This is a genomic window from Paenibacillus xylanilyticus (genome assembly GCF_009664365.1).
Taxonomy (GTDB): Bacteria; Bacillota; Bacilli; order Paenibacillales; family Paenibacillaceae; genus Paenibacillus; species Paenibacillus xylanilyticus_A.
The window spans coordinates 2,586,742-2,609,786 of the sequence record NZ_CP044310.1 but is presented as its reverse complement, the minus strand read 5'-3'; the positions used below and the strand labels follow the sequence as shown (position 1 = coordinate 2,609,786).

Sequence of the window (23,045 nt, the reverse complement as noted above, 5' to 3'; positions counted from 1 at the left end):
CAACCTTCATTCTATGTATTGTTCTATGCTGAGTCCGTACAAATAACTCGCCTTGGCAAGTATAAACGATCTCTTTCCATTATAAAAATGAATATTTATAATAGTATTTATGAAATAAATTCATGTATTACTCACCGGAAGGAACGGATTGAATTATGTCATTGGTTAAGTATGAAATTCTAAATGCCGTCGTAGAATACGGAAGTCTTACCAAGGCTGCGGATGCCCTGAATATTACTCAGTCTGCTATCAGTCATGCCATTGCCAGTCTGGAGGCGGATTGCGGATTTACATTGTTGAATCGAGGCCGAACAGGTGTGAAGGTTACCGCTGAAGGGGAACGGATTCTTGGTTATACGCGTGAAATATTGCGTTGGAACGAGCTCATGAACCAGGAAATATCCCTGATTCGCGGAGCTGAGGTCGGCACAGTGCGCATTGGAACATTTGCCAGCGTCTCGACCCAATGGCTGCCTGGAATACTGAAGCAGTTCCGCTTACGGCATCCGGGTATAGAGATCAAACTGTGGGAGGGTGACTATGCTGAAATCGAAGCCTGGCTGGCGGGCGGGGCTATTGATCTCGGCTTTTTATCCCTTGGCGAATCGATGTCTTATGAGACCATCCCATTGCAAAAAGACAGGATGATGTGCATCCTGCCTCTAGGTCATCCACTTGCAGATGAGACTTCCGTATCGTTTGAATTGCTCCTGGAACAGCCTTTTATCCTGCCCCGCTGGGGTGGTGACAATGAAATCGAACGTTTAATTCGTCAGCACGCCGCCAAGCTGAATGTAGTCTATGATGTTGCTGAAGATCAGGCCATCATGGCCATGGTTCGAAACGGACTCGGGATCAGTCTCCTGCCTGAGATGGTATTACAAGGTCATACGAATGAACTGGCTCTTGTACCACTCCGCGGTGACCCTTACCGTACCATTGGGCTAGTCTGCCCTTCTCTTGCCAATCTGTCTCCAGCCACCCGCCGGTTTATTGAAGCTGTACAAGAATGGCTGGCGAATACCCCTTAGACTGAAAGGAGGATTCAAGATAAGCTGCAGGATTCCCTTCATTTTTCGAGCTTATGTGCATAGCACGTTTCTTCTTAACTGGGGAGTGAACCTCCCCGGTTATCTTATTTTCATTAAATAAAAATCCGTTTTACTCCCAGATGCGATCCAGTTGATCCGAATAAAAGCGGATGGCCTTATGATAATCATGTATTCCTGGATCCGTTGATGTATCCGCCAGCTGAACCAGCAGCCGTTTCATGGCTTCCGCATGTTCCCCTGTATTGTAGAGTACCATGGCATAGAAGACTTCGAATTCCCGCTGTTCCGGAAACTCTTCCATTCCCGTTTCCAGCCATTTCTTAGCCTGTTCATATTGACCCAAAGTCCGATATGTACTGCCGAGTCCCAGAATGGCTCCTGCTCTGTCTTCCCCCGTTAATCCCTGGCTTAGCGCTGTTTCATAATATGGAACGGCTTGGCGTTCCAATCCAAGTGAATCATGTGCCCAGGCCAATTGATACCATACGTCTGCATTACCCGGTTCCTTCTCCGCCATGGTATGTAATAACTCGATCGCTTCCTGCGTCTTGCCTTCCTGTCTTAACCGTATTGCCTGCTCTAGTTGACTCATATCTCTACACCCTTTTATCCTAAAATTATCCACTTCAATATGAAACATCTGTTAATTATAACAAAAAAAACACCTCTGGTCCTTAATGAAGACAATCAGCTTGTCCACACGTTGTTCCATAAGGCGTTCGTTTTGATGGGTTACCTCCAGGTCGTGTTCACAACCATCAAGATAAAAATAAGCATTAAGTAATTAACCGAAATCAAAAAGTTGATTTTGGCCCATTTCTCGTCATCCTGCGTCTTCAACCCGCTAAGGGTATGGATGAACCAGACCACACTGCTTAGCAGCGATACGATCAGAAAAACAAGTCCAACGTAATTGTAGTAGTACAACAAAAATACAGCAGGGAGCAGCAGGAACACATAAGGCACCATTTGAAACTTGGTCCGTGTAATCCCCTTCACAACAGGCAAAAGCGGAAACCCCGCTGCACGATACTCCTCAACCCGCCGGATCCCGAGCGACCAGAAGTGTGGCGGCTGCCATAGAAATAACAGTGCAAACAGCAACCATGCCCCCATATCAATCTGATTGGTCACCGCACAGTAACCAATTACCGGTGGCATCGCCCCGGCTATGCCGCCAAGAGAGGTGCTCCAGGTAGAGCTGCGCTTCAGCCACATCGTATAGATCACGATATAAGCAAACCACCCAAGAAGCGAAAGCCAGCCTGACAGCGGATTCACCCAGACGTATAACACGGCGAAACCGGCAACACCCAGAATAATACCGTACCATAGCACAAAGGCGGGACGAAGATGGTTGATATACTCGATGCGTTTTTTGGTTCGCTCCATCTTCTGGTCGAGCTCTCGATCCCAGTAATTGTTGATGACACATGCCGAGGCGATAACCAGAGTGGATCCAATGATGACAAGCAGCAGGGATAACCACGAGATATCCCATTTTGAAGCGACCCAGAATCCTACCGCCACCGCAAATACATTGAGCCGCAGAAGTCTGGGCTTCGTTAATGCAATCATGTCTTTAAGCATGAGAAGCCTCCTGAACTATGTAAAAACACCATTCCAATAATGATACATGTACCTCCAATGAATTACAATCTTCTTTAACATTTTGTCATAATCAAAAAAGCATCCCTCCCCGTTCTGACGAACAGGAGGAATGCTATCGAAGCTCATAATGTTATGGGATATATTGCTGAACGATTTTTGTAACCTTACCATCCTGCACCGTAAGGTGATATGGGAATACGGACAGATCCACAATGTTTTTGTTATCGTACAGGGATTCAAATTTGCTGAGAGCAATCGGTTCATTCCACTGAATCTCTGTTCCTTTGACCGTTCCATCGCGATCATACAGCTGCATTAGCACTTCGGCATTGCTGCTTACTTCAATCTTGTCCTGTTCCTTGCTGTCGTTGATAATATAGTATCCATCCGGAGCTCCATCTATACCCGAATCAGGGTTGCGCTGCTCGAACACTTTATCCGCTTCTTCTCCCTGATACCAACCAATCCGGTCCACGATCAAATAGAGTTTGCCATTCTCCTGCTCAAGCTCATCCACATAGGCTGTATACATCTCGGAATTGGCTGCCTGAGCTTCTTTTGCGGAAGCCTGTGAGGAACCGGCACTTTCCTCGGCATTCGCCGGTGTAAGCAAATATGTAGTAAGCACGATGATACCAAGCAACAGTGCAGCAGTACCGAGTATTTTTAATTTCCATTGTTTCGCCGCGTTCTTCATAGGCAGCATCTCTCCTTATATGAACGTTACTATTTCCTTAACCGGAAGGGTTTGTCTTCAAACGGTCATGTGAAAAATCATTTAAACTTTTACTAAAATCATCATACTTGTTTACAATCATTTAAAAGTATCAGCGAGATGAAAAATAGTTACAATAAAAAGAACCTTGAATGCCTCGCATCCAAGGTTCTCTTGTTTTTAATGAGTGTGCTGTGCAAGACGGACCAGCATATGAGCCAGCATATGTCGTTCCTCTTCCTTACCCACATTCCATAGCTCCTGCAGCAATTTCTCTTCACGGTTACGCGGCTCTTCCTTGGCTGCCAGATAATCGGCTACCTTCTCGGCAATTTTAGCCATCTGCTCTTCACCCAAGCCTATGGATTCTCCCAAAGCGATCCGTTTACCCAAATACTCTTTAAATGCATCGAAGTTTTGCAGAATCTGTTCTCTTTCCTCTGGTGCAATTTTGTCGATTGCATTCTCAACCTTCTCCGTTGCCACTTGACCATCTTTATGAATTACATGATTACTCTCATTCATTTTGAATTCCTCCTTGAGCGTAATATTTGGCTTGTCATCTATAATATAAACGTCTCGCTGGAGTTTAATCAGGCTATTTCAATACTTCATCTATTAACGGGTTGCTGCATCATGTGACCGCCATATGGATATACTTCCCCAAACATACAACATAGCACTTAGATAAAACAAAACATCAATCGTAAGCCAGTCGATCAGCAGTCCACCGATAATCACGGCAAATCCTGATGCAGCCGATGTCCAGAAATGATAATTGCCAACCGGCTTGCCCCGTTTACCTGGCTCCGTATTGTCTGCAAGCAGCACCCGTTCACTCATTCGCTGCATGGCATTGCAGAGCCCCATGATGATCTGCAGCAGCAATACCCATATGTAGCTTGTAATCCACGGAAAAGCAATCATTGCTCCTGCCATGCCCAGCGAACTCATCATTAGCCACCGTTTTGCATACACGTCCAGCCGAGGGCCCAGCCACTGTGATGCAGCCGCTGAACTGATTGTAAAAACAGCAAAGGCAAGTCCATATTTGGAGAAGCTGTTACCGAGATTTTTAAGAAACAACAAATAATAAGGATAAATCATACCTGAAGCAAGGGTAACCATGCTCTGTGAACGGACCAACCACTTCATATTCATTTACCGTTCCCTCCGTATTGCTCCATAAAATAGTTCATAAATACATGCTCTGGATCGTACTGTTCCTTCGCTGCAAAGAAAACGTCCTTATGAACGTAGGCCTGATCGAATTGATCCGCTGTGGCATATGCCTCATAGGGCAAATAATAGGTCCCTTTGAAGCGAATCACCGAATCTATGATCCTCTGCAAACTAGCCTTGAACTTACTCTGTTCATCGTCCGACAGCGAGGCATGGAATAGGCATACCAGGCCGAACATATCCTGTGTTGCATAGGATAGAACGGCTTCATCGTCTTTCGGCACATAACGAACGGTTATGTTCAGCAGATCGAGTTTCTCTTGGGAAACGATCTCCCCCATCTCCTTAACGAAAGCAGGAAAAGCATCCATAGGGATAAAATACTCCTGCAGCAAGTCGTTCGTGCCGGGCTGATGATATTCCATAAACGCTGATGGGGAAGCCATCGCATTATTCCGGCTGATCCTCGTTCCGTCCTGTGAATCGAAATATCGCTGCTGCAGTTCCCAAAACCACTCTCTGCCCCAAACCGTTCCGCGATTAAGGTTGAATAGAATTTTGGCAGGCAGCACGCCAGGTTCGCGTACAGACATTTTATTATATTCCTGAAGCGAGGCCCCCGTATCCATCGCATAATTAAGAGCATACATATCGCTAAAATACCCTTCACCCGGCTGAAGTGAGATGCGGGCCAGATGCATCCGCATGTCCGGATCGCCGAGTACATTTTTACGGAAATACGTTGGGTACGCTGATGCCTGAATTCGGTCTACGTTAAGTTGATATAATTCATCGTCCGTCAGCGTCAGTGTCACATCCAAAATCAGGCCAAAGAGTCCATATCCGCCCAGAACCAACGGAAATAGTTCCGAATTGGACGTACGGCTCACTTCCCGGATCTGCCCATCAGCAGTCAGGAGACGAAAGGACTCCACGCTCTGAATCAATGATCCGTTGCGAAGCTCCCTCCCGTGGGCATTCACACTAATCGAACCTCCGACCGTAAAGATGTTTTGAGACTGCATATTTTTGAGCGAAAGGCCATACGGATTGATTGCTCGCTGCACATCCGCCCATGTTGCACCGGCCTGAACGGTTATCCTTTTGGCTTCCGGCTGAATGTCCAGTATACGGTTATAAGAAGTCATATCAATAATGATGCCGTCTCGGTAATAGGTGTGTCCGCCCTGACTATGACGTTGTCCTGCTATGGACACCGTCAGATGATTCTCCCTTGCATCCTTGAGCAGCTCTACAAGCTGCTGTTCCTGATGACCCTGCACGACGCGTTCCACTTTTACCGGGTGTAGGCGACTGTAATCTGTAATGAGATATGGATTCTGATCTTCTCCACCCGTTCTCCAATACGTCCAAATGCATAAAACAAGGAGCAGCAGGAGTACACTCATTTTTTTGAACACATAACGACCTCCTTCCACCCAAAACGTTTCAAACCCATTCCAGCGGTTAATCGTTTACATATACATTACAACGTTTGGAGATGTTAAGGAACACCCTAGACCTGATTGATAAGGAGGATACACATGAGTGAACCTAAAAAAGAAAAGAAAAACAAAGATCTTGAGCCAGGTGTGAATACTGTCCTTCATCCTGATCCCAACAATCCTGGCCCGACAGACATGATTGAGGATGCGATTGGAGATATCGTGGACAATATTTCCGGACATCCCAAAGACAAGTCGGCAGCAGCCCACCAAAATAAAGCAAACAATTAGATTCGCAACCTATTTGCAGCTCAATTAAAAAGTCCTTCAACCTAAACAGGCTGAAGGACTTTTCGTATATCTATAAAAGGAAAACCTGGTCGTACCTGCTTTGTCTACAACTGCTTCACTTTATTTTCCTTTTTGATCTTCTGTAACTCCTTGTGAATCCAGATAGCTGCTATAGAGCCTTCGCCCATCGCTACCGTAGCTTGCTCCGCATGAAGTCCCAAATCTCCTGCAATCCAAACATTTGGGGCTGCCTGCAAACTTCGATGATCCGCTTCAACATGCTTATTATCAGCGATAACCGCTCCAAGCTGCTCTGCAAGCTCGAAATGCACCCGGTTGCCACCAAAAGCAATAAATCCGCGTTCTGATTCATAGATCTGCCCATCTTCGGTCAGTACCCCTGTAATATATCCGTCCTCTGTTTGTTGTACTTCCTGGACCGCAGCTTCAAGATAACGTACGCCTGCCTCCTTCATGCTTCGGTGAAGCTCGGCAGAGATCGGTTTCTGTTCATGGTTGATATACAGAAGATCATTGGTACGCTCGATCAGAATCATGGCCATATTGGCACCAGCTTCTCCTGATCCCAGCAATATGGTGCGACGATCCTGAATTTCATATCCATCACAGTCCGGGCACACGTAGACTGATCTGCCTAGCGTTGGCCGGAGTCCCGGAATCGCAGGGAAACGGTCACTAAGCCCGGTTGCCAGCAGTACAGTTCTTGCTGAATATATAGTGCCAGTGGAACCCGTTAATTGAATCTGTTCCCCAACCCGTTCTGCTTTAACAATACGATCCTTTTCAAATGCAACTCCAGTCTTCTCGGCTTGCATTCTGCCTTTGGATCTTAATTCTTCACCTGATACACCCTCTGGAAATCCCAAAATATTATGATAGGTTCGGCACAGGGTTGACCTGCCTTCTCCAGCATCCACCACCAGCAGCTGATGCGAACTGTAACGTCCCAGCTGAATGGCAGCCTGAAGTCCTGCGAGCCCGCCACCTACAATGATGCAATCATATTCTCGCAACCTTCATCTCCTCCAGTCCATCCTTTTGTCTTGGTATATGTAGATCGCTTCCGATCCTTCTATACATTAAACCGCTCAATCAGACTCAAACGTCCTAGCTCTAGCTTGTACAAAAAATAAATAACCCAAACCGTCCGCATGGTTCACAGTCCGGTTTGGGCCCCTTATTCCTTAGATCCCGATAAAAATTAAAACAGATATGATTCAAAGCGAGAAGCGTTGGAGATGGCATTCCAGACATCTGCGGTTTCCCCGCCCATATACCAATAAGCCAGCCCCGCTATCTTCCGGTCTGTACTCATTCTAACTTTGGCAGTTAAGGATCGGCTCTCCTCTGCCCAGATGTATCTTGCCAAGCCGTTACTCGAATACCCAATAATATATTGCTCCAGACTTGCATTCCACTGTCTCACAGAGCCCGCAGCATGTGCCCGTGTTCCCTGCTCCGCAAGGGTAATATCCCATGAACCTGTTGCCGGGCTAGCCGATGACCAGTCTCTGGTGTAGAGCGGAAGCGCCAAAATAACTTTGGCACGCACAACGTTCGTAAGCATGGTATCGAGGGCATTTTCTACCCAAGGAAGTGAGGCAACCGACCCGGCTATAGGATCTCCATTCCAATGTTCCTCGTATCCCATAAGAACCATGTAATCGGACACGGCGCCAAGCTTGGCATAATCGAATGCTTCCGTCCAGTCCGTACCCAGATCAGGGGATACATCCACCGAGACGACAGCACCAATCGTATGCAGCGAAGCCGCAAGCGACGTCACAAAAGCAGTCATGCCTGCCCGGTCTTCTGGCAACACGTTTTCAAAATCCACATTAATACCATCCAATTGGTATTTCTTCACATAAGCAGTAACCTGAGTCACGACCGACGTCCTGTTCGCTGAACTGGATAACATCTGGTGCGTCATCGCAGCATCAGAACGGTTGCCAAGCAGAGGCCAAACTTCCCGATTGGTTGACGATGCCCATGTGAGCAGCGTAGCGTCTGTATGATCTGTAATCTGCATGCTGCTGTTCAAAAAGAACCACCGGGGAACCAGAGTATTCACCTCGGATTGTTCAACCTGCTTCTTGAATTCGGCTGTAGTGGAGTTATACTGCCAGCCCAGCTGTATTCCCAAGGAATCAGCATTCCCAAGCTGCTGCGACCATTCTTTCTTTTGTAAAATCGCATCCAGCATCACAGCTGCTTCCTCGCGAGTCACCTGATCCTGCGGTCGGAATAAACCATCACTACCACGCATCAGGCCGAGCTGATATACCTTCTGTACATAAGGCTTGGCCCATACCGAAATATCCGATGCATCAACATAAGTTGTAGACAATAGTCCTGTAGAACCGGACGTCTGTTTCAGCATTCTCACAAGCAGGGCAGCCGCCTCTTCTCTCGTTATGGAAGCGTTCGGTTGAAACGTTCCCTGCCCTTTCCCCTCCAGAATGGAAAGGTTGGTCATTGCAGAGACATTGCCGTAATACCAAGCTGTGGTACGGGTATCACTGTATGGACTAATATTATTTTTAACAGGTTTCAGGCCGAGCAATCGAACTGCAAAAGTCGCAAATTCAGCTCGTGTCACGGCCTTCTTGGGCTCGAACCTGGTTTCTGACGTTCCGGCAGCAATACCCTCGCTCACCAAATGAGTTATCGCTTCTTTCGCATAACTGGTGTTAATGTCCTGGAACTGCTGTTTAGACACTGCTGCTTCCACCGAGATGGGGAAGAATGGTACCAGTGCAAGTATACAGAGAGCAACAAACAAGACTGCTGCCACTTGTCGACCAGCACATTTCTCTATTCTATTGTTCACATCAAAAAGCCTCGCTTCATTGGAGTACGATCTTACTCATCGTATCAAATTGAAGCGAGGCCGTATGTGTTTAAATGTTGGAAATCCGCCTAAAAGTTATTACTTTATTTGTGTACTTTAACACGTTCTTCAATCGGCTGGAATTCTTTCTCGCCTGGTGTTGCTGTTGGCTTACCAAATGGCATTTGAGCGATCAGTCTCCAGTGTTCTGGAATATTCCATTCTTGTTTCACTTTCTCATCAATCAGTGGGTTGTAGTGCTGCAGGGAAGCTCCAAGACCTTCCTGCTCGAGTGCTGTCCAGATCACGAGCTGCAGCATGCCGTTGGATTGATTAGCCCAGATTGGGAAATTATCCGCATAGGCTGCAAAATTTTGTTGAAGTTGTGCAATGACATTGTTGTCTTCGAAGAACAATATTGTACCGTATCCGCTGCGGAATCCGGCCATTTTCTCAGCTGTGGATTTGAAGGCTTCTGCATCCCCAACCACTTCACGCAGGATTTCTTCTGTGTGGTTCCACAGTTTATCATGTTGTTCACCAAGCAAAACCACTGCACGGGAAGTTTGTGAGTTAAACGAAGTTGGCGTATACTTTACGGCTTCTTCAACGATTTCTTGAATTTTCGCATCCGAGATTGTGGATTCCTTGCTGATTCCGTAATAGGATCTTCTGTTTTTCAAAGCGTCAAAGAAAGATTTAGACATAACGATTCGCCTCCACATTGGTTTAATATCAAGATTTTTAAAACTAACATTAGTAACTATAATATAGTAACATACATTAGTCAACAAACTATTTTAATCTCACTGAATATCCAAATAGGCAAAATCAATCTTGATTCGTCTCCCGATAATCCGCACGGTATTTCTCTTCAGTCGAAGAGTTGCTCTTGGTTTGATCCTTATTTTTCTCTTCCTGCTGTTCCATATTCAGATCCTCCAAGGGAATGGGGTCCACGGTCTGCTCTTCTTCATACTGGTCAAGCAAACTTTCCTTCTCCGTCGGGAATTGTTCAGGATTATCGTGCGCATGTGCCTTATTCGATTCTTTATTCTGACCTGGAATCTGATTTTTCATTCTTAAACGCCTCCTCTGGTTTCATTACCCTTTCTTTACCTTTTCTGCCTGTCTTCTAAACACAACAAAAAGACCACCCCGAGGATTTGGGCAGCCTTTAATCTCAATATTTAAGCAGCAACATCTTCAAAACTTAACTTTGCTTCAAAAATAATATGCTGCGCATCGGCTCCTGATCGTCCGCGAATCCAGATAACGCCATCTATCGCTTCTGTTCGTTCCACAACCAGTTCTTCTTGCATTCGAATTTCCCGGTGATACGATATCTGCATGCCTGTCAGACGAGCAGCAAGTTCTTCAGCCGTAAGTGCGTCACAGCACACATCGGCATATCTCGCATTATTCATATGACCGTTGCTGTCCGTGCTGCTGTATCGAACAATCAGGCGGTAGTCTTCCTGTGTCTTCAATCCTGAAGGAAGGATCACTTTCTCCGGGGATTCACCCAGCGATAATTCGGGATGTGACTTCACTTCAAAAGGCAGTGCTGCTGGTCTGAGGAGCTTTCGTTTCTCCAGATCGACAAGCGCCCAGGAAGTCCGCGCCTCTGCGATATGATTCCCCTCTGTATCGGTAAGAACATAATCCCTCAGCCACATGACTCCTTTATTGCCTTTATGCCAGGTCTGGAGACTGACTTCTTCCTCCAATCGAGCTTGGCGGAATAGGGTCAAATCCGTCGTGATTAACATCCAGCCCAGCCCCTGATCCAGCATTTCCGATACGGTAATACCCATCCGTGCCAGATCGCGGTCTGCTGCAAGCTGCATATGTTCCAGCAATGCAGAAGGCCGGTATAATGACTTATAGTCTGATTCGGATGACCCAATTCGGTACTGAAATGCATAAGGTAATTCCGTTGTCATTCGCTAAAACCTCCTTCGGTTCGCACCAATTGTGTGTATTAATAAGAGTAATATCATGCCGCATTCATCATTGGGTCTTGTGTAAGCGAGTACGATACAAGTCAGGTGCACAGCCCACATTTTGTTTGAATATGCGGCTGAAATGTGACAAACGCTTAAACCCCGACAATCGACTTGCCTCAGTTACCGAAATATCAGGTTGAAACTGAAATAGCAGTTTGGCCTGATTGATACGGCGGTCATACAGATACTTGAATATGGTGCTGCCCGTCATTTCCTTGAACAACCCTGCAAGGTAAGGCTTGGATAAATGAAGCTCGTTCGCCAGATCATCCAGACCGATATCCTGCATATAATGCGTATCTACATAACCCATGATGTGCTGGACATGACGCTCCTTATCCGATGAAGGGCGATGATCCACCACGATGCCATGGCAAATGCCAGCCACAAAATATAACAGGTCGCACAAACGTGCTGTCATTCGTTCCTGTTTGAACTCACCCGAATGAACGGATAGTTGATCCAGGTTCAGCAGCAGGGATTCGAATTCCGCACGGATGTCACCCGTCAGATTGATTCGGCAGTTTCGGAGCTCATCAAAAGGCATAAGTACCTCGCTGATTCGATCGGGATGAAGGCTGCTGCGAATAAGTGATGGATCAAAGTGCAGTGTTGTGCGTTCATATAATCCGCCAGGTACCGGATGAGCCCGGTGAAGCGTCATCCCATGCATTAGAATGAGGTCTCCTGGTTCCAGGCTGTATACACGGTCGCCTATAATATAGGTGCACTCTCCGGCATGAAAATAATAGACCTCATAGTGCGGATGAGAATGGAATCCGTCTGACGCCCCACTGAAAAAAGTGCGCGTTGAACGATAACTGTATTCCAGCGGTGCATTAAACTGATGCATACGTGTCATTTTGAGCGCCCCCTATGGGAGAGGTTTTCTTATCTAGCATAGAAGCCATGAACGTACCGCTGTTCACGGTTCAACTCATGGCCTCTTCAAAACTTCTATAATTACAACAGCTGCTCAATGCTAGCCTGAACTTCATCCATGGAATCCACAGGTTCGAAGCGTTTAACGACTTGCCCTTCGGCATTAATCAGGAACTTCGTGAAGTTCCACTTGATTGCATCACCGTGCAGCCATTCAGGCGCCTTATCCGCGACCATTAACTTCAGCAGCTTGGCTTGCACATCGGACTCGTCAAATCCGGCGAAAGGCCCTGATTTTTTCAGAAAGTCATACAGGGGATGTGCCGTGTCGCCATTTACATCCATTTTGGAGAACATGGGGAATTTCACTCCATAATTAATCTGGCAGAACGAAGCCGCTTCTTCACTGCTTCCGGGCTCCTGTTCAGCAAATTGATTGCATGGAAAACCGATAACCTGAAGGCCTTGATCCTTATACTTATCGTACAGCTTCTGGATATCATCAAACTGATGAGTATATTTGCATTTGCTTGCCGTATTCACAATCAGCACGGGCTTTCCTTCGTATTGATAGAGCGGGAATCGTTCTCCGCTAGTTTTGGTAACTGTAAAATCGTAGATTGTTGCCATAGATTGGTGCACCTCGTTGTTATGTAGTATGTAGAATGATACGTGTCCTCTATTATATACGAAATGGTCTCTGCTGTATTAAAAAAGTATGGACCCCATCATTTCAGTACTACCTTAACGGATAGACCAGTTGAATCGGTTCTTTGATTAGTGTCTCTTGGAACAGATCATTATGATCGGCTCCTACAATACACAGAATTCTCTTATCCGGATTCGAATCAATTGTGTTTTTCACCCGCTGAATCATAATTTGATTACGCACGACCCAGCGAATGTTGTGAGCTGTTGGATTGATCTGGTTTAACCATTCATATTTCAGACGGGTCATCTCATCAAACTCCACCGAATTGAAGGGTATGTTTCCCGCTGCATGTGTACTCATTTGTTTCAAAAACCATTCATCGTCGATTCGCTGTAATTCTTCACGCTGCTCTTCGGAATAACCTCCAAATGGATCGAAATGATTCCACACATCTAGTTCAAACCAGTCAATGGGTACAAATTCAATCTGGTTTTCCTCACATAATGGAAATATGAGCTCCCAATATTCGCTTGCCGGCTCTCCCCAATATCCCTTATTATTGCGGTCCTTGAGGTATTTCTGCCAGCTTAACGGGTGTACTTCTCCGCATATAATATCCGGTTTAAATTCAGTAATAAGAGATTCATATAGGGCGAGTGAACAATGATATGTTTCTCTCAATTCCGGATTATGAATGGTTCCGAGTATACCTACAACCGTCATTTTCCTCACCTTCCTCTAACAAAATAAGCAGCCCGTGGAGGCTGCGTTATATCCTTCTGAAGCATGTGCATATGAAAATAACCCATACCTTTTTCATAGAAAAAAAGTTAAAACTGACCTGTAGCAAGCATACGCTCTCTGGTAATCGGAATGAGAGATAACACAACCTCTTGAGCTGCGCTATAATCATTGCTGGATAAGGCGTGCAGCGTATCCCGATTAATCCCGATCGCACTGTAGTGTTTGATATGTGGAGTTCGCTTGAAGCGGACGATGGAATACATGTAGAGTTTATCCCGAAACGAATCAAATGTGTTCAGCATAACGCCATTGTTCAAGGATTCCACGATCTCCCGCATGAAAAGAAAATGATGCTCGGTGTATAAAGGATAATCATTCCTTTTCTCGGCGGTTCGCTGAACCTCCACATGAGCTGCGAGTGATTCCAGATTTAAATAGATCTCTCGGTTCGGTTTTTTCATCATTTCAAAAGAATAAAAAAGCATGGATTGTATCTGTTCGATTAGATCTAGAAATTCTTTCCCGCCGACATCCTTAACCAAGACACCGCGATTTTTGAGAGCAGTTACATAACCTTCGGATTCAAGACGAGCAATGGCATGACGAATTGGGGTACGGCTCATCTGGTACTCCTCGGCCAACTCGTTCTCAGATAGCAGGGTTTCGGGCATTAATTCTCCGCAGACCATTCGCTCACGCAGCATCATATATGCTGTATCGACAAGCGATATTTTGTTCATATCATAATCCCTTTCTCCCATTGATGAGGACTTCATTTGAATTTTAACGCAATCTACACATTTCACCCTATATTACCAGTCTTAGGAGAAGTTACGCAACCTAGACGGAGGCAAGAAGGAGTCCGAGCACTGTATTCCAGTGTCTGGACTCCATTTTATTAAGCCAGATATTTGTTTTGAAGAGCTGTCCTTTGCTCTGAGGTAATGCCTAGTCCCTCTGAAAGATACTGCTCGAAAGACCCGTAGTTTTCATCGATTGCTTCGAGTGCAGCCTGGATGAAGGCCGCTTTCATCATTTCCGGAATCGCTCCCTGTAGTTCAGGCATTTGATCCATATATTTCTGATAATCCTTGTTGTTTCCGGATAGGAAACGCTGCATGAGACCGTCCACCGCGAGATTCGTCAGCTCATAGTCTTCAATAACTACTTCTCGCGGCACACCCAGGGTGAGAAGAATCAAGGCACATACAACTCCGGTTCGGTCTTTACCAGCGGCACAGTGGAATAAGGAAGTGTCCCGCTCTTCTTGTAATAGTTCATTTAGAATAAGTGTGCATTTCTCCGTATTTAAAATCATGGCTTTGTAGCCTGCATGCAGATCATGTCCGATCTTCTGCATTTCCTCCGGACTTGCTTCCGCCATAAAGGGAATATTCGTGTTGATCGCATGGCCAATGGCTGGACTTGGACGGCTGGCTACTTCAAAATCGCTGCGCAGATCACAAATCCAGTCAATGCCGAGCGCAGCTGCCGTTTGCAGGTCCTGCTCACTAAGCTCATGCAGATCAGCAGATCGCAGCAGCATGCCCCAACGGGTCGTACGACCATCTTCTGTAAGGTAACCACCCATATCCCGGAAATTAATTACGCCATCCGTGTAGATCATGCGGTCGTTAATGGTGGACACCGACCCATTCGTGAATTTCACATGATAATAGTTGCGGCCAGGAGCCACCGTTCTCGTAAATACCGCTCCTGCCGGGTCAATCTGTATATCTAAAAGCGTGCTGCTGGATTCAATAAATTCCGGACTCACAGAATGGTAAACTGCCTCCACCTCCATGGACTCTGCCATATTCCAGGCTAATGCTATCCCGTTATTCTCGCTATACTTAGCCTGAACCTGGGGGCCTTGTTTTAAAAGTGAATTAGATGTTGACATTGTGCTTCCTCCTCCAAATGATACTTATAATTATGAATGTAAATGAATTAGTTCTGACGTGTTTTTAGCTTCATTTTATATCGGTTTGCCACAAACTCCACGCTGAATACCATGGCGAATACGACCAATCCCACAAATAATGCTGCTGCAAAGTTATAGGATTTCATGGCATGAGTCATCTCATATCCAATACCTCCTGCGCCAACCGCACCAAGAATTGTGGATTCGGCAATGCCGCCTTCCAGCTGCAGCACACACCAGGCGATAAAGGCTGTTTTCACTGTAGGTAAAATACCCTGCATGACAATCTGCAGCCAGCTGGCACCGGTAGAATGCATCGCTTCGAGTACGCCCTTGTCGATCTCCTCCAGTGACTGGGCAAATACTTTGACAAGCATACCTGCCGCAGACACAGCGATCGCAAGCACTCCGGGAAGCGGTCCAAGACCCACAGACACGATAAAGATGAGAGCCCACACGATAGTGGGAATCGCACGAAGCAAGGAAGCAGCGCTTCGAATGATCCAGGCAACGAACGGATGAGGCGTCAAATTGCTTGCAGCCAAAAAGGAGAGAAAGAACGCTACGACAATTCCCAGCACCGATCCAAGAATGGCAACCTGCAATGATTCTACAGCCGCGAGCAGAACATGGCGCCAGGCCGAGAAATCAGGTGGAAACATGGTTCCCATGTAACCGCCGAGTTTCGTAAAGCCTTGGGCAATCTTGGCATAGTCGAACTGCAGCTGGACGAGACTGAACACAAAAAGCACGGCAATAAGCGGCAGACCGATCACTAACAGCTTGTTCCTCTTCGGCTTGGGTGGCTCTGGCATGGAAGTATACAGCGTAAAAGATGGCTTCACTTCGTTCATTTGCATACTCATATGATTCGCTCCCTTACGCGATTGGTGATCGTTTCCACAACAAGAACGATAACGAGCACAAGCAGCACGGCCATGCTGGCTTCCTGATACTGAAACAGCTTCAGCTTGGATTGCAGGATAAATCCAAGGCCACCGCCTCCAACCATACCTATAATCGTGGATGCGCGTACGTTGATTTCGAAGTTGTACAAGCTCCAGCCGATAAACCCGGGAAGGAATTGTGGAAATACGGCTTGGGACAACACTTGAAAATAACTTCCGCCGGCAGCACGAACCGCTTCTACCTGCCCCATATCAATCTCTTCAAGCACCTCGGCAAAGGAACGCGTCAGCATACCGATCGAGATAAGGATCAGTGACATTGTACCGACTACAGCACCCAGTCCAAACGCTGCAACAAGCAGTATCGTCCAGATAATGACCGGAATGTTACGAAACAGAGATGTAGCTGCACGAACAAATACCTGAAGGTAAGGGTGCGGGCTTGTTGTGGCTGCGGCTAAAAAGGATAACATTCCTGCTACAACCGACCCGATGACCATCGCTACCACGCTCATATACAGAGTCTGCAGAGCAGGTTCAATGAGCTGGGAAAGTGTAGAAAGATCAGGTGGAAGAAAATCGAAAAAGATAAATCGAAAGCTCTCTCCTATCCCTGCAAATAAAGTACCTAATGAAAACTCTGCGCCGATGGAAGACCAGATGATGAGAGCGAGCAGCACAATAACAAACAATATCGTCTGGGTGCGTTTCATTTTTCGGGCAGATTGCAACTGAGCCGCATTCATGTCAGGCTGTCTCCTTCACTTGGGGATTGGTCTGGTTGTAAATGAGCCGGATCATATCTTCCGTCAGTTCTTCAGGTGTTCCGTCAAAGACCTTGGACCCTTTATGAATGCCGATGATACGGGTTGCATATTTCTTCGCGATATCCACCTGATGCAGATTGCACAGACAGGCAATGCCTTCCTCTTTGCAGATCGTATACAAGTAATGCATGATCGTCTCCGAGGAAGCAGGGTCGAGACTCGCTATCGGTTCATCTGCCAATATCAAATCCGGCTTCTGCGAAAGCGCTCGTGCAATGCCTACTCTCTGCTGCTGACCTCCACTGAGTTCATCTGCCCTCTTGTACATCTGTTCATGTAAACCAACACGGTGGAGCATAACCTTGGCTGCATCTGTATCAGCTTTGGAGTAGAGACCCAGTGCGCCTTTGAGCGGATTCATGTAGCCTAAACGTCCATGCAGTACGTTATGAAGAACGGATACGCGAGTGACCAGGTTATATCCCTGAAAAATCATACCCATATGGCGTCGAAGTTCACGGAGCTTTTTCCCCTTGATGCCCATGGTTTCACTGCCTTTGAACTGAATCTTTCCGTTAGTCGGCTCGATCATTCGGTTCAGGCTTCGCAGCAAAGTGCTCTTCCCGGCGCCGCTCGGTCCAATGACGACAACGAACTCTCCGGCATTAATCGTCAGGTTCAAGTTATCAAGTGCTTTGGTTCCGTCGGGATATACCTTGGACAACCCTTCCACCTGTAAAAGTGTCATATTATTTCCTCCTTATCTTTCACGTTTGAATTCTATTTCTTGAGCAGTTCCTCTGGGGACATATCCAGTGCTTTGGCGACTTCCCGGATTGGATTAAAATCACTGTCGCTGCCTTCTACAAAACGGGCTGCGCCTACACTTTCGAGGAATTTAGGGTTTTTCGTATCATAGTCCAGCATGAGCTCACGCAGCTGTGTAACCAATTCTTCTGGCAAGTCTTGACGGTAAAGCAGTCGAGCCCCACCGACGATCGGATCCGATTCGGCAATCACGCGGAAATCTTCCTCTTTAACAAGTCCGGATTCAGCCATCATCGGCACCATGAGACTTGACGTACCAATCGCATCCGCATTGCCATTGGCCAGTGCAAGCAGTGATTTGTCATGTCCACCGGAGAACGCTACACTGCCGAAGAAGGAATCCAGCTCCTTATTGGAAAGACCCAGCTCTTTCATCAATGTGGCACGTGGGTACAAATTGCCGGAGGTTGATGCCGGATCAGCAAACAAAAAATCTTTTCCTTTAAGGTCCTGTACACTTTGATATGGAGAGTCATTACGAACGAGGATAACCGTATTCGATTGTTGATCACTTTCAGAACGGACAAGCAGCTTGGCATTGGCCCGTTCCGTAGCGATGATGTAACCAAACGGCCCGATCAGTCCAATTTCGATTTTGCCTGCGCGCAGGGCTTCGATAACCATGTTATAATCTTCAGCTACAAAAATTTCAGCAGGGATACCGGTTGCTTCGGTAATATCTGTTGCTAGCTGTTCCTGGGAACGGTTCATCTCGCCCTCTTCGCTTGGCATAATACCAATCCGAATGACTTCGGGCATTCCACCTTCACTCGAGCTTGAGCTAGCTGAGGCCCCGCATCCCGACAGGATGACAAGCATAAATACTAGCGAGAGGATCAAGCTTTGATAACTTTTGCGTTTACTATTTTTCACAATGTATACCCTCCTGAAATGTGGTTGATTCCATACCGGATTCTCTGGTACACAAGTAGGATACAAGTTGAATGTAAGAAGAATGATTTGGTAAATCACCGAATTTGTAAAACATTCAAGGGTATTAGTAGTCATAAAATTGAATAAACATACTAAATTATGGGCTGAACTACTATCTTCAGGGAGAATATTTGTTGGTTTTGAATGGAAGGGGACGTGCTGATTTACTCATATCGGAGGGATCAATTTACGTTTTCGAAAACCAAAAAAAGAAGCAGAAAATGAACGGATGCACCATGTACCGTCAATGTCTGCTCATTCATTTTAATGATGCGAAATAAAGCTGTGAAATTTCTATCTTCTGTTTACAACCCTGAGGATCATAAGCTCCGTTTATTCCTCTTCTCTTTTTACAATTCCATAATAGATTAGACTTTCGTATTGACCCTCCTTCTTCACATGATCCATGAGGACACCTTCCTGAATCATACCTATCCTTTGAAGAACTTTTCCAGACGCCGGATTAGAGGCAAAGTGTCGTCCATATACTTTATGAAATCTCTTCACATGAAAGGCAAAGTGCAATATCGCTTGTGAAGCTTCTGTCGCATAACCCATCCCCCAATACGCTTCACCGATCCAATAAGCCATTTCGCCATGATCATACCGATGATCATAAGATAAGGCTATCGCGCCATATAGTGTTCCTGTTGCCCTATCACAAATCGCAAATTCATAGTGTTTCTCTTTCTCGAAATTGTGTCGGTGATGCTGAATCCAGGATAACGCACAATCCAATGTGTAGGGATAGGGTAACGTAAGTGTGCTTTTATAAATATTGTAGTTGTTACACAGCTCAGTGACGGTGGCAGCATCGGATTCCTCGAACAATCTCAGGCACAGCCTCTTCGTAGTCAGCGTTTGTTGAATGTCATCATACTGCATGAGGGCCCCTCCTTTCCATTGATGCTTAGCTTTTGATTCTCTTCACAACAACTATGGATGGATTAACTCCAGTTTTTTGTTATCCGTTAAGATGATCAGTTTATGATGGTATGGTTGCAATCTTTTTTCAAACTCCACTCGATTTCGCTCAAAATCCCTTGTCCATTTGTACATCATTTTTAACATCTGTACATCAGCTGTGTAATGACTCTTTTCAATTCCGAGATTTTGTTTGATAAATCGCAATAAGATTCTCGTTTTTCTTTTCCACAAGGGTGTATCCAAAAAGATAATCCGATCTGCCATGTCCCATAAGCAACGGTAAGATGCCCGATCCGTTCCTTCGAATATCCATGCTCCGTGACGATCAATGTCCTGAATCACCGCAATTTGCTCATCCGGTGTACGTTTATTTCTACCAAGAGGTGTCTCATGATGGACTATAGTATCCAGCTCATACCACGGTATATTTATCTTTTGAGAGATTTCCTTAGCCAATGTCGTTTTGCCACTCGCCACAATACCCAAGATTAGAATCTTTTTCATTTAAAATCTCTCCTACGAATTACGCTCTAAGGACCGTGCCGAACGAAATTTTCATACTGGGTGCATACGTAAGCCAGGACTCCTGATTGAAACTCTTGGAAAACGTTAATTCAGCTTCATACTGCTCGCGTGCTTCCTCAGGCTGTAATTCTCTATTAACTAAGTTGTCTAAGATCTCATCGGAATCACCAGGTTCCTGCCCAATTCCTGTCCCAATAGTATTCAGACATGATCTCATACTCCCCTTTGTTATGTAGAATGCTGTGTATAAAGTTTATTTACCGTTCCCTCAAATCATCAGGAAGTCTTACCATGAATCGATCCTGGTTTCTATGGAATTGATACTGTTCGTATAGTTCATGTGCATCTAATGTTCCGAGTAGTCCCATTACATTTTTGAAGCGGTCCGACTGTGTGATTACTTCAATGAGTTTTTTCCCCAGGCCCTGTCCCCGATAATCTTCATGGATAAACACATCACAAAGCCAGAACATGGTAGCCTCGTCTGTTACCACCCTCGCAAATCCCACTTGAATCTCCGCTTTGTAGATTCCATAACATATGGAAGAATGGATGGATTTCTCAATGATTTCCTCTGAGCGCTTGTTCGCCCAGTAGCTCCTTGCAAGAAAGCCTTTTACCGTAGGGAGGTCGATCTTCTCTTGGTTATCACTAATAAGATATTCTCCATATACGAAATTCATTGTCCCATCTCCTTCGGATATGTTTCTCTCTTCCTACAATAATTTTCTCCCTAAAAATAATGCCACTCTGTGTTCTTTATCAATTGTTCCGCCTGATCTATCAATTGAATTTTTAATCTTATTTAATAAGATATCTTTTGGTTTATCGGGAAGCTGTCTATGCTTCGAATTCGTGTTAAGTAATGCAACGTAGTCTCCGCTTGAATATGTAAGAATTTCACTATATTCTCGCACTACTACATTGGTAAAGATTCCTGTCTCCTCCGTGATAGCTCTTCTTTTTTCGATGGATTCTTCGGGGGTTTGGAACGTTGAATCATCCAAATGTGGTGCAAGCTCTTTATAGTGTGATCGTATTTCGTTATGGAGCTCATCAAACATGGGCACATGTATGGTCCAAAAAAAGGCAATCGAACCCGAACTCTCAAGAAGTTCCCATACTTTACGATAACCAAACTTGGGTTCGATAAAATGAAATGCTGTGCCTGAAATAGCTAACTTAAAAGGCCCACCTTCACCGTTCCATTCTTCAAAGGAGCTATTAATCACCTTGATCGTTTCATAGGATTTAAATTTCTCTGCAGTGAACTGGGCCAATCTGTCACCGTATTCAATACAGGTAATTTGTTTGTAATCTCTTTCGACCATTCCTCCCGTGGCTTGTCCTGTCCCGCAACCAATCTCCAGAATTTTATCTTCTCTATCCAGATTTGAATAATCAAATATATCGTTATACATTTCATTTGGGTAGGTAGGTCTATATTTTTCATATTCATTTGCAATTGAATTAAACGTCTCTTTATTCTCCAATTCAATAACCTCCTACGATTCTAATTTAATATTCATCTGCATGACTGAAGTGAATGGCAAGTATACTCAAAATTGTTGGCTCATCCATTCCTCTCTTAATAATCCCATACGGATCGAATCATAGTATGTATTATTGTAAAAGCGGCACTTCCGAAGTCTTCCTTCCAGCTGCATGCCCAGTTTCTCTGCGACCTTCATCATCCTTTCATTTCCTGACCATGTTGTTAATCCTACTCGGACTATAGGTAGCTTATTGAACAAATAGTCGATCCACATCTTCAAAACAGCCGTTCCATATCCACCATTCCAATACTTTGGTTTATATATGACGATCCCCACTTCCATCCAATTGGACGGTTTGTGCTCCCAATAATAATTCACTGTGCCTACGATCTCATCATTAATTTGAATGATCATTCTATGAGCGGGCTCACCGTCTTCTAGCATTTCCTTACTCGTATATTCTTGAAATACAGTATAACTGACATGCTCCAACGGAAAATAAGGTGCGTCCCACTTTTTCCACTCCGGTTGTTCATCTTCATATATCAGCTCGTAGAGCTCAGGGATATCTTCGTGCTCTATCTCCCTAATTAGAACCTTATGATTTAACACCATGGTTTCACTTATGATCATAGAGGGTTTAACTCCTATTCTTTTTCAATGTATTAGTCCTATGTTCAGTTAATTGTGTAGTGGTGTTCGTATAATCGAACAATATATATCACCCTTCTTTTTAATCCATCTCATGACTTCACTGTCTGAACCGCTATTAATTTCATGAAGATCCAGCTTTCACATCTATAATTCCAATTCATATTTAAGCTGTTTTTTGGTATCACCTCCGATTACTTCAACCTTTTCTTCTGTTTCTTTAAATCCACACTTCTCATAGAACCCTTTTCCTATATCATTGTCTTTCGCAACCCAGGCAAATAGATGCTTTATCGGTGCTAACGCTTGAATATATCTCTGAATGAAGCCTGTTCCAATTCCCAGCTTGTGATACTCTGGCCGTATATAGATTCGGATTAATTCATACTCTTCTTCTTGAACTTGAGTTGTTTGGGCAAATCCAGCAATGACGTTGTTATATTCCGCTATTAAAAACTTTCGTTTGGAACTTTGCTGGTCTCTCTCTACAGAACGACTTAAGTTCTCGGTCGAATAAGCAACATTTAGAAAGTTATGAATGTAATCTTTGGAGTAAATGTCCCCATAAGTAAACATCCACGTATCGCGAGCAATAGATTGGATATGAGAGATATCCTCGTCCGTAACAAATCGATATGTAATCATGTGG

The 23,045-nt window shown here is 45.1% G+C and carries 28 protein-coding genes; 2 read left to right on the top strand and 26 right to left on the bottom strand.

Going from position 1 to position 23,045, the window contains the following annotated elements; all coding sequences use genetic code 11:
• Positions 1–155: 155 nt before the first annotated feature.
• Positions 156–1,031, top strand: coding sequence for a LysR family transcriptional regulator (locus tag F4V51_RS11875; protein ID WP_153978107.1), 876 nt, complete (start codon positions 156–158; stop codon positions 1,029–1,031).
• Positions 1,032–1,161: 130 nt separating this feature from the next.
• Here F4V51_RS11875 and F4V51_RS11870 read toward each other — a convergent pair whose 3' ends face one another.
• The 6 genes from F4V51_RS11870 to F4V51_RS11845 all read right to left on the bottom strand — a co-directional run bounded on the left by F4V51_RS11870 (position 1,162) and on the right by F4V51_RS11845 (position 5,981).
• Complete coding sequence (locus F4V51_RS11870; protein ID WP_153978106.1) at positions 1,162–1,644, bottom strand: tetratricopeptide repeat protein; 483 nt, start codon at positions 1,642–1,644, stop codon at positions 1,162–1,164.
• A gap of 140 nt (positions 1,645–1,784) precedes the next feature.
• Entirely contained in the window at positions 1,785–2,642 is an 858-nt protein-coding gene (gene cyoE, locus F4V51_RS11865) for a heme o synthase (protein WP_153978105.1), read from the bottom strand.
• Positions 2,643–2,793: 151 nt separating this feature from the next.
• Positions 2,794–3,360: a hypothetical protein gene (locus F4V51_RS11860; RefSeq protein ID WP_153978104.1), complete on the bottom strand. Its 567-nt coding sequence runs from the start codon at positions 3,358–3,360 to the stop codon at positions 2,794–2,796.
• Positions 3,361–3,558: 198 nt separating this feature from the next.
• Positions 3,559–3,903 (bottom strand): DUF3243 domain-containing protein, encoded by a 345-nt coding sequence (locus F4V51_RS11855; protein WP_153978103.1) that lies wholly within the window; start codon positions 3,901–3,903, stop codon positions 3,559–3,561.
• 93 nt (positions 3,904–3,996) lie between these two features.
• A complete protein-coding gene (locus F4V51_RS11850; RefSeq protein WP_153978102.1) occupies positions 3,997–4,539 on the bottom strand; it encodes an MFS transporter in 543 nt (180 codons plus the stop codon).
• On the bottom strand, positions 4,536–5,981 hold the full coding sequence (locus F4V51_RS11845; RefSeq protein ID WP_236146743.1) for an FAD-binding oxidoreductase: 1,446 nt from the start codon (positions 5,979–5,981) through the stop codon (positions 4,536–4,538). The genes F4V51_RS11850 and F4V51_RS11845 overlap by 4 nt, the downstream gene beginning before the upstream one ends.
• A gap of 123 nt (positions 5,982–6,104) precedes the next feature.
• Between F4V51_RS11845 and F4V51_RS11840 the strand changes: the two genes are divergently transcribed.
• The gene (locus F4V51_RS11840) at positions 6,105–6,296 is read left to right on the top strand and encodes a hypothetical protein (protein WP_153978101.1); all 192 of its coding nucleotides are present in this window, start codon (positions 6,105–6,107) and stop codon (positions 6,294–6,296) included.
• A 104-nt stretch (positions 6,297–6,400) separates the two neighbouring features.
• Here the strand turns inward: F4V51_RS11840 and F4V51_RS11835 are convergent, their stop codons facing one another.
• The 20 genes from F4V51_RS11835 to F4V51_RS11740 all read right to left on the bottom strand — a co-directional run bounded on the left by F4V51_RS11835 (position 6,401) and on the right by F4V51_RS11740 (position 23,041).
• Entirely contained in the window at positions 6,401–7,330 is a 930-nt protein-coding gene (locus tag F4V51_RS11835) for an NAD(P)/FAD-dependent oxidoreductase (RefSeq protein ID WP_153978100.1), read from the bottom strand.
• Positions 7,331–7,518: 188 nt separating this feature from the next.
• Positions 7,519–9,150, bottom strand: a complete 1,632-nt coding sequence (locus F4V51_RS11830; RefSeq protein WP_236146742.1) for an S-layer homology domain-containing protein — start codon at positions 9,148–9,150, stop codon at positions 7,519–7,521.
• A 104-nt stretch (positions 9,151–9,254) separates the two neighbouring features.
• Positions 9,255–9,857 (bottom strand): nitroreductase family protein, encoded by a 603-nt coding sequence (locus tag F4V51_RS11825; RefSeq protein ID WP_153978099.1) that lies wholly within the window; start codon positions 9,855–9,857, stop codon positions 9,255–9,257.
• A 124-nt stretch (positions 9,858–9,981) separates the two neighbouring features.
• Positions 9,982–10,230, bottom strand: coding sequence for a hypothetical protein (locus F4V51_RS11820; RefSeq protein WP_153978098.1), 249 nt, complete (start codon positions 10,228–10,230; stop codon positions 9,982–9,984).
• A 110-nt stretch (positions 10,231–10,340) separates the two neighbouring features.
• On the bottom strand, positions 10,341–11,096 hold the full coding sequence (locus tag F4V51_RS11815; RefSeq protein ID WP_153978097.1) for an acyl-[acyl-carrier-protein] thioesterase: 756 nt from the start codon (positions 11,094–11,096) through the stop codon (positions 10,341–10,343).
• Positions 11,097–11,163: 67 nt separating this feature from the next.
• Positions 11,164–12,021, bottom strand: coding sequence for a helix-turn-helix transcriptional regulator (locus F4V51_RS11810; RefSeq protein WP_153978096.1), 858 nt, complete (start codon positions 12,019–12,021; stop codon positions 11,164–11,166).
• 101 nt (positions 12,022–12,122) lie between these two features.
• A complete protein-coding gene (locus F4V51_RS11805; RefSeq protein ID WP_127536166.1) occupies positions 12,123–12,671 on the bottom strand; it encodes a glutathione peroxidase in 549 nt (182 codons plus the stop codon).
• A gap of 109 nt (positions 12,672–12,780) precedes the next feature.
• Positions 12,781–13,416: a hypothetical protein gene (locus tag F4V51_RS11800; RefSeq protein ID WP_153978095.1), complete on the bottom strand. Its 636-nt coding sequence runs from the start codon at positions 13,414–13,416 to the stop codon at positions 12,781–12,783.
• A gap of 107 nt (positions 13,417–13,523) precedes the next feature.
• Positions 13,524–14,177 carry a GntR family transcriptional regulator gene (locus tag F4V51_RS11795; RefSeq protein ID WP_162009927.1) on the bottom strand — a complete coding sequence of 218 codons (654 nt, stop codon included), beginning with the start codon at positions 14,175–14,177 and terminating at the stop codon, positions 13,524–13,526.
• Between the two features lie 158 nt (positions 14,178–14,335).
• Positions 14,336–15,340 carry a tyrosine-protein phosphatase gene (locus tag F4V51_RS11790; protein ID WP_153978093.1) on the bottom strand — a complete coding sequence of 335 codons (1,005 nt, stop codon included), beginning with the start codon at positions 15,338–15,340 and terminating at the stop codon, positions 14,336–14,338.
• Positions 15,341–15,387: 47 nt separating this feature from the next.
• A complete protein-coding gene (gene phnE / locus F4V51_RS11785; RefSeq protein WP_153978092.1) occupies positions 15,388–16,227 on the bottom strand; it encodes a phosphonate ABC transporter, permease protein PhnE in 840 nt (279 codons plus the stop codon).
• Positions 16,224–17,015, bottom strand: coding sequence for a phosphonate ABC transporter, permease protein PhnE (gene phnE / locus F4V51_RS11780; RefSeq protein WP_153978091.1), 792 nt, complete (start codon positions 17,013–17,015; stop codon positions 16,224–16,226). Before phnE (F4V51_RS11780) ends, phnE (F4V51_RS11785) begins: the two co-directional genes overlap by 4 nt.
• A 1-nt stretch (position 17,016) precedes the next feature.
• Positions 17,017–17,784 carry a phosphonate ABC transporter ATP-binding protein gene (gene phnC, locus F4V51_RS11775; protein ID WP_153978090.1) on the bottom strand — a complete coding sequence of 256 codons (768 nt, stop codon included), beginning with the start codon at positions 17,782–17,784 and terminating at the stop codon, positions 17,017–17,019.
• A 32-nt stretch (positions 17,785–17,816) separates the two neighbouring features.
• Positions 17,817–18,737, bottom strand: coding sequence for a phosphate/phosphite/phosphonate ABC transporter substrate-binding protein (locus F4V51_RS11770; protein WP_236146741.1), 921 nt, complete (start codon positions 18,735–18,737; stop codon positions 17,817–17,819).
• A gap of 393 nt (positions 18,738–19,130) precedes the next feature.
• A complete protein-coding gene (locus F4V51_RS11765) occupies positions 19,131–19,682 on the bottom strand; it encodes a GNAT family N-acetyltransferase (RefSeq protein WP_153978089.1) in 552 nt (183 codons plus the stop codon).
• Positions 19,683–19,733: 51 nt separating this feature from the next.
• Complete coding sequence (locus F4V51_RS11760; protein WP_153978088.1) at positions 19,734–20,228, bottom strand: P-loop NTPase family protein; 495 nt, start codon at positions 20,226–20,228, stop codon at positions 19,734–19,736.
• Positions 20,229–20,506: 278 nt separating this feature from the next.
• Positions 20,507–20,932 (bottom strand): GNAT family N-acetyltransferase, encoded by a 426-nt coding sequence (locus F4V51_RS11755; protein WP_153978087.1) that lies wholly within the window; start codon positions 20,930–20,932, stop codon positions 20,507–20,509.
• Positions 20,933–20,965: 33 nt separating this feature from the next.
• Positions 20,966–21,742 (bottom strand): class I SAM-dependent methyltransferase, encoded by a 777-nt coding sequence (locus F4V51_RS11750; protein WP_153978086.1) that lies wholly within the window; start codon positions 21,740–21,742, stop codon positions 20,966–20,968.
• 66 nt (positions 21,743–21,808) lie between these two features.
• Complete coding sequence (locus F4V51_RS11745) at positions 21,809–22,372, bottom strand: GNAT family N-acetyltransferase (RefSeq protein ID WP_416226535.1); 564 nt, start codon at positions 22,370–22,372, stop codon at positions 21,809–21,811.
• A gap of 171 nt (positions 22,373–22,543) precedes the next feature.
• Positions 22,544–23,041 (bottom strand): GNAT family N-acetyltransferase, encoded by a 498-nt coding sequence (locus F4V51_RS11740; RefSeq protein ID WP_153978084.1) that lies wholly within the window; start codon positions 23,039–23,041, stop codon positions 22,544–22,546.
• Between the last annotated feature and the right edge of the window lie 4 nt (positions 23,042–23,045).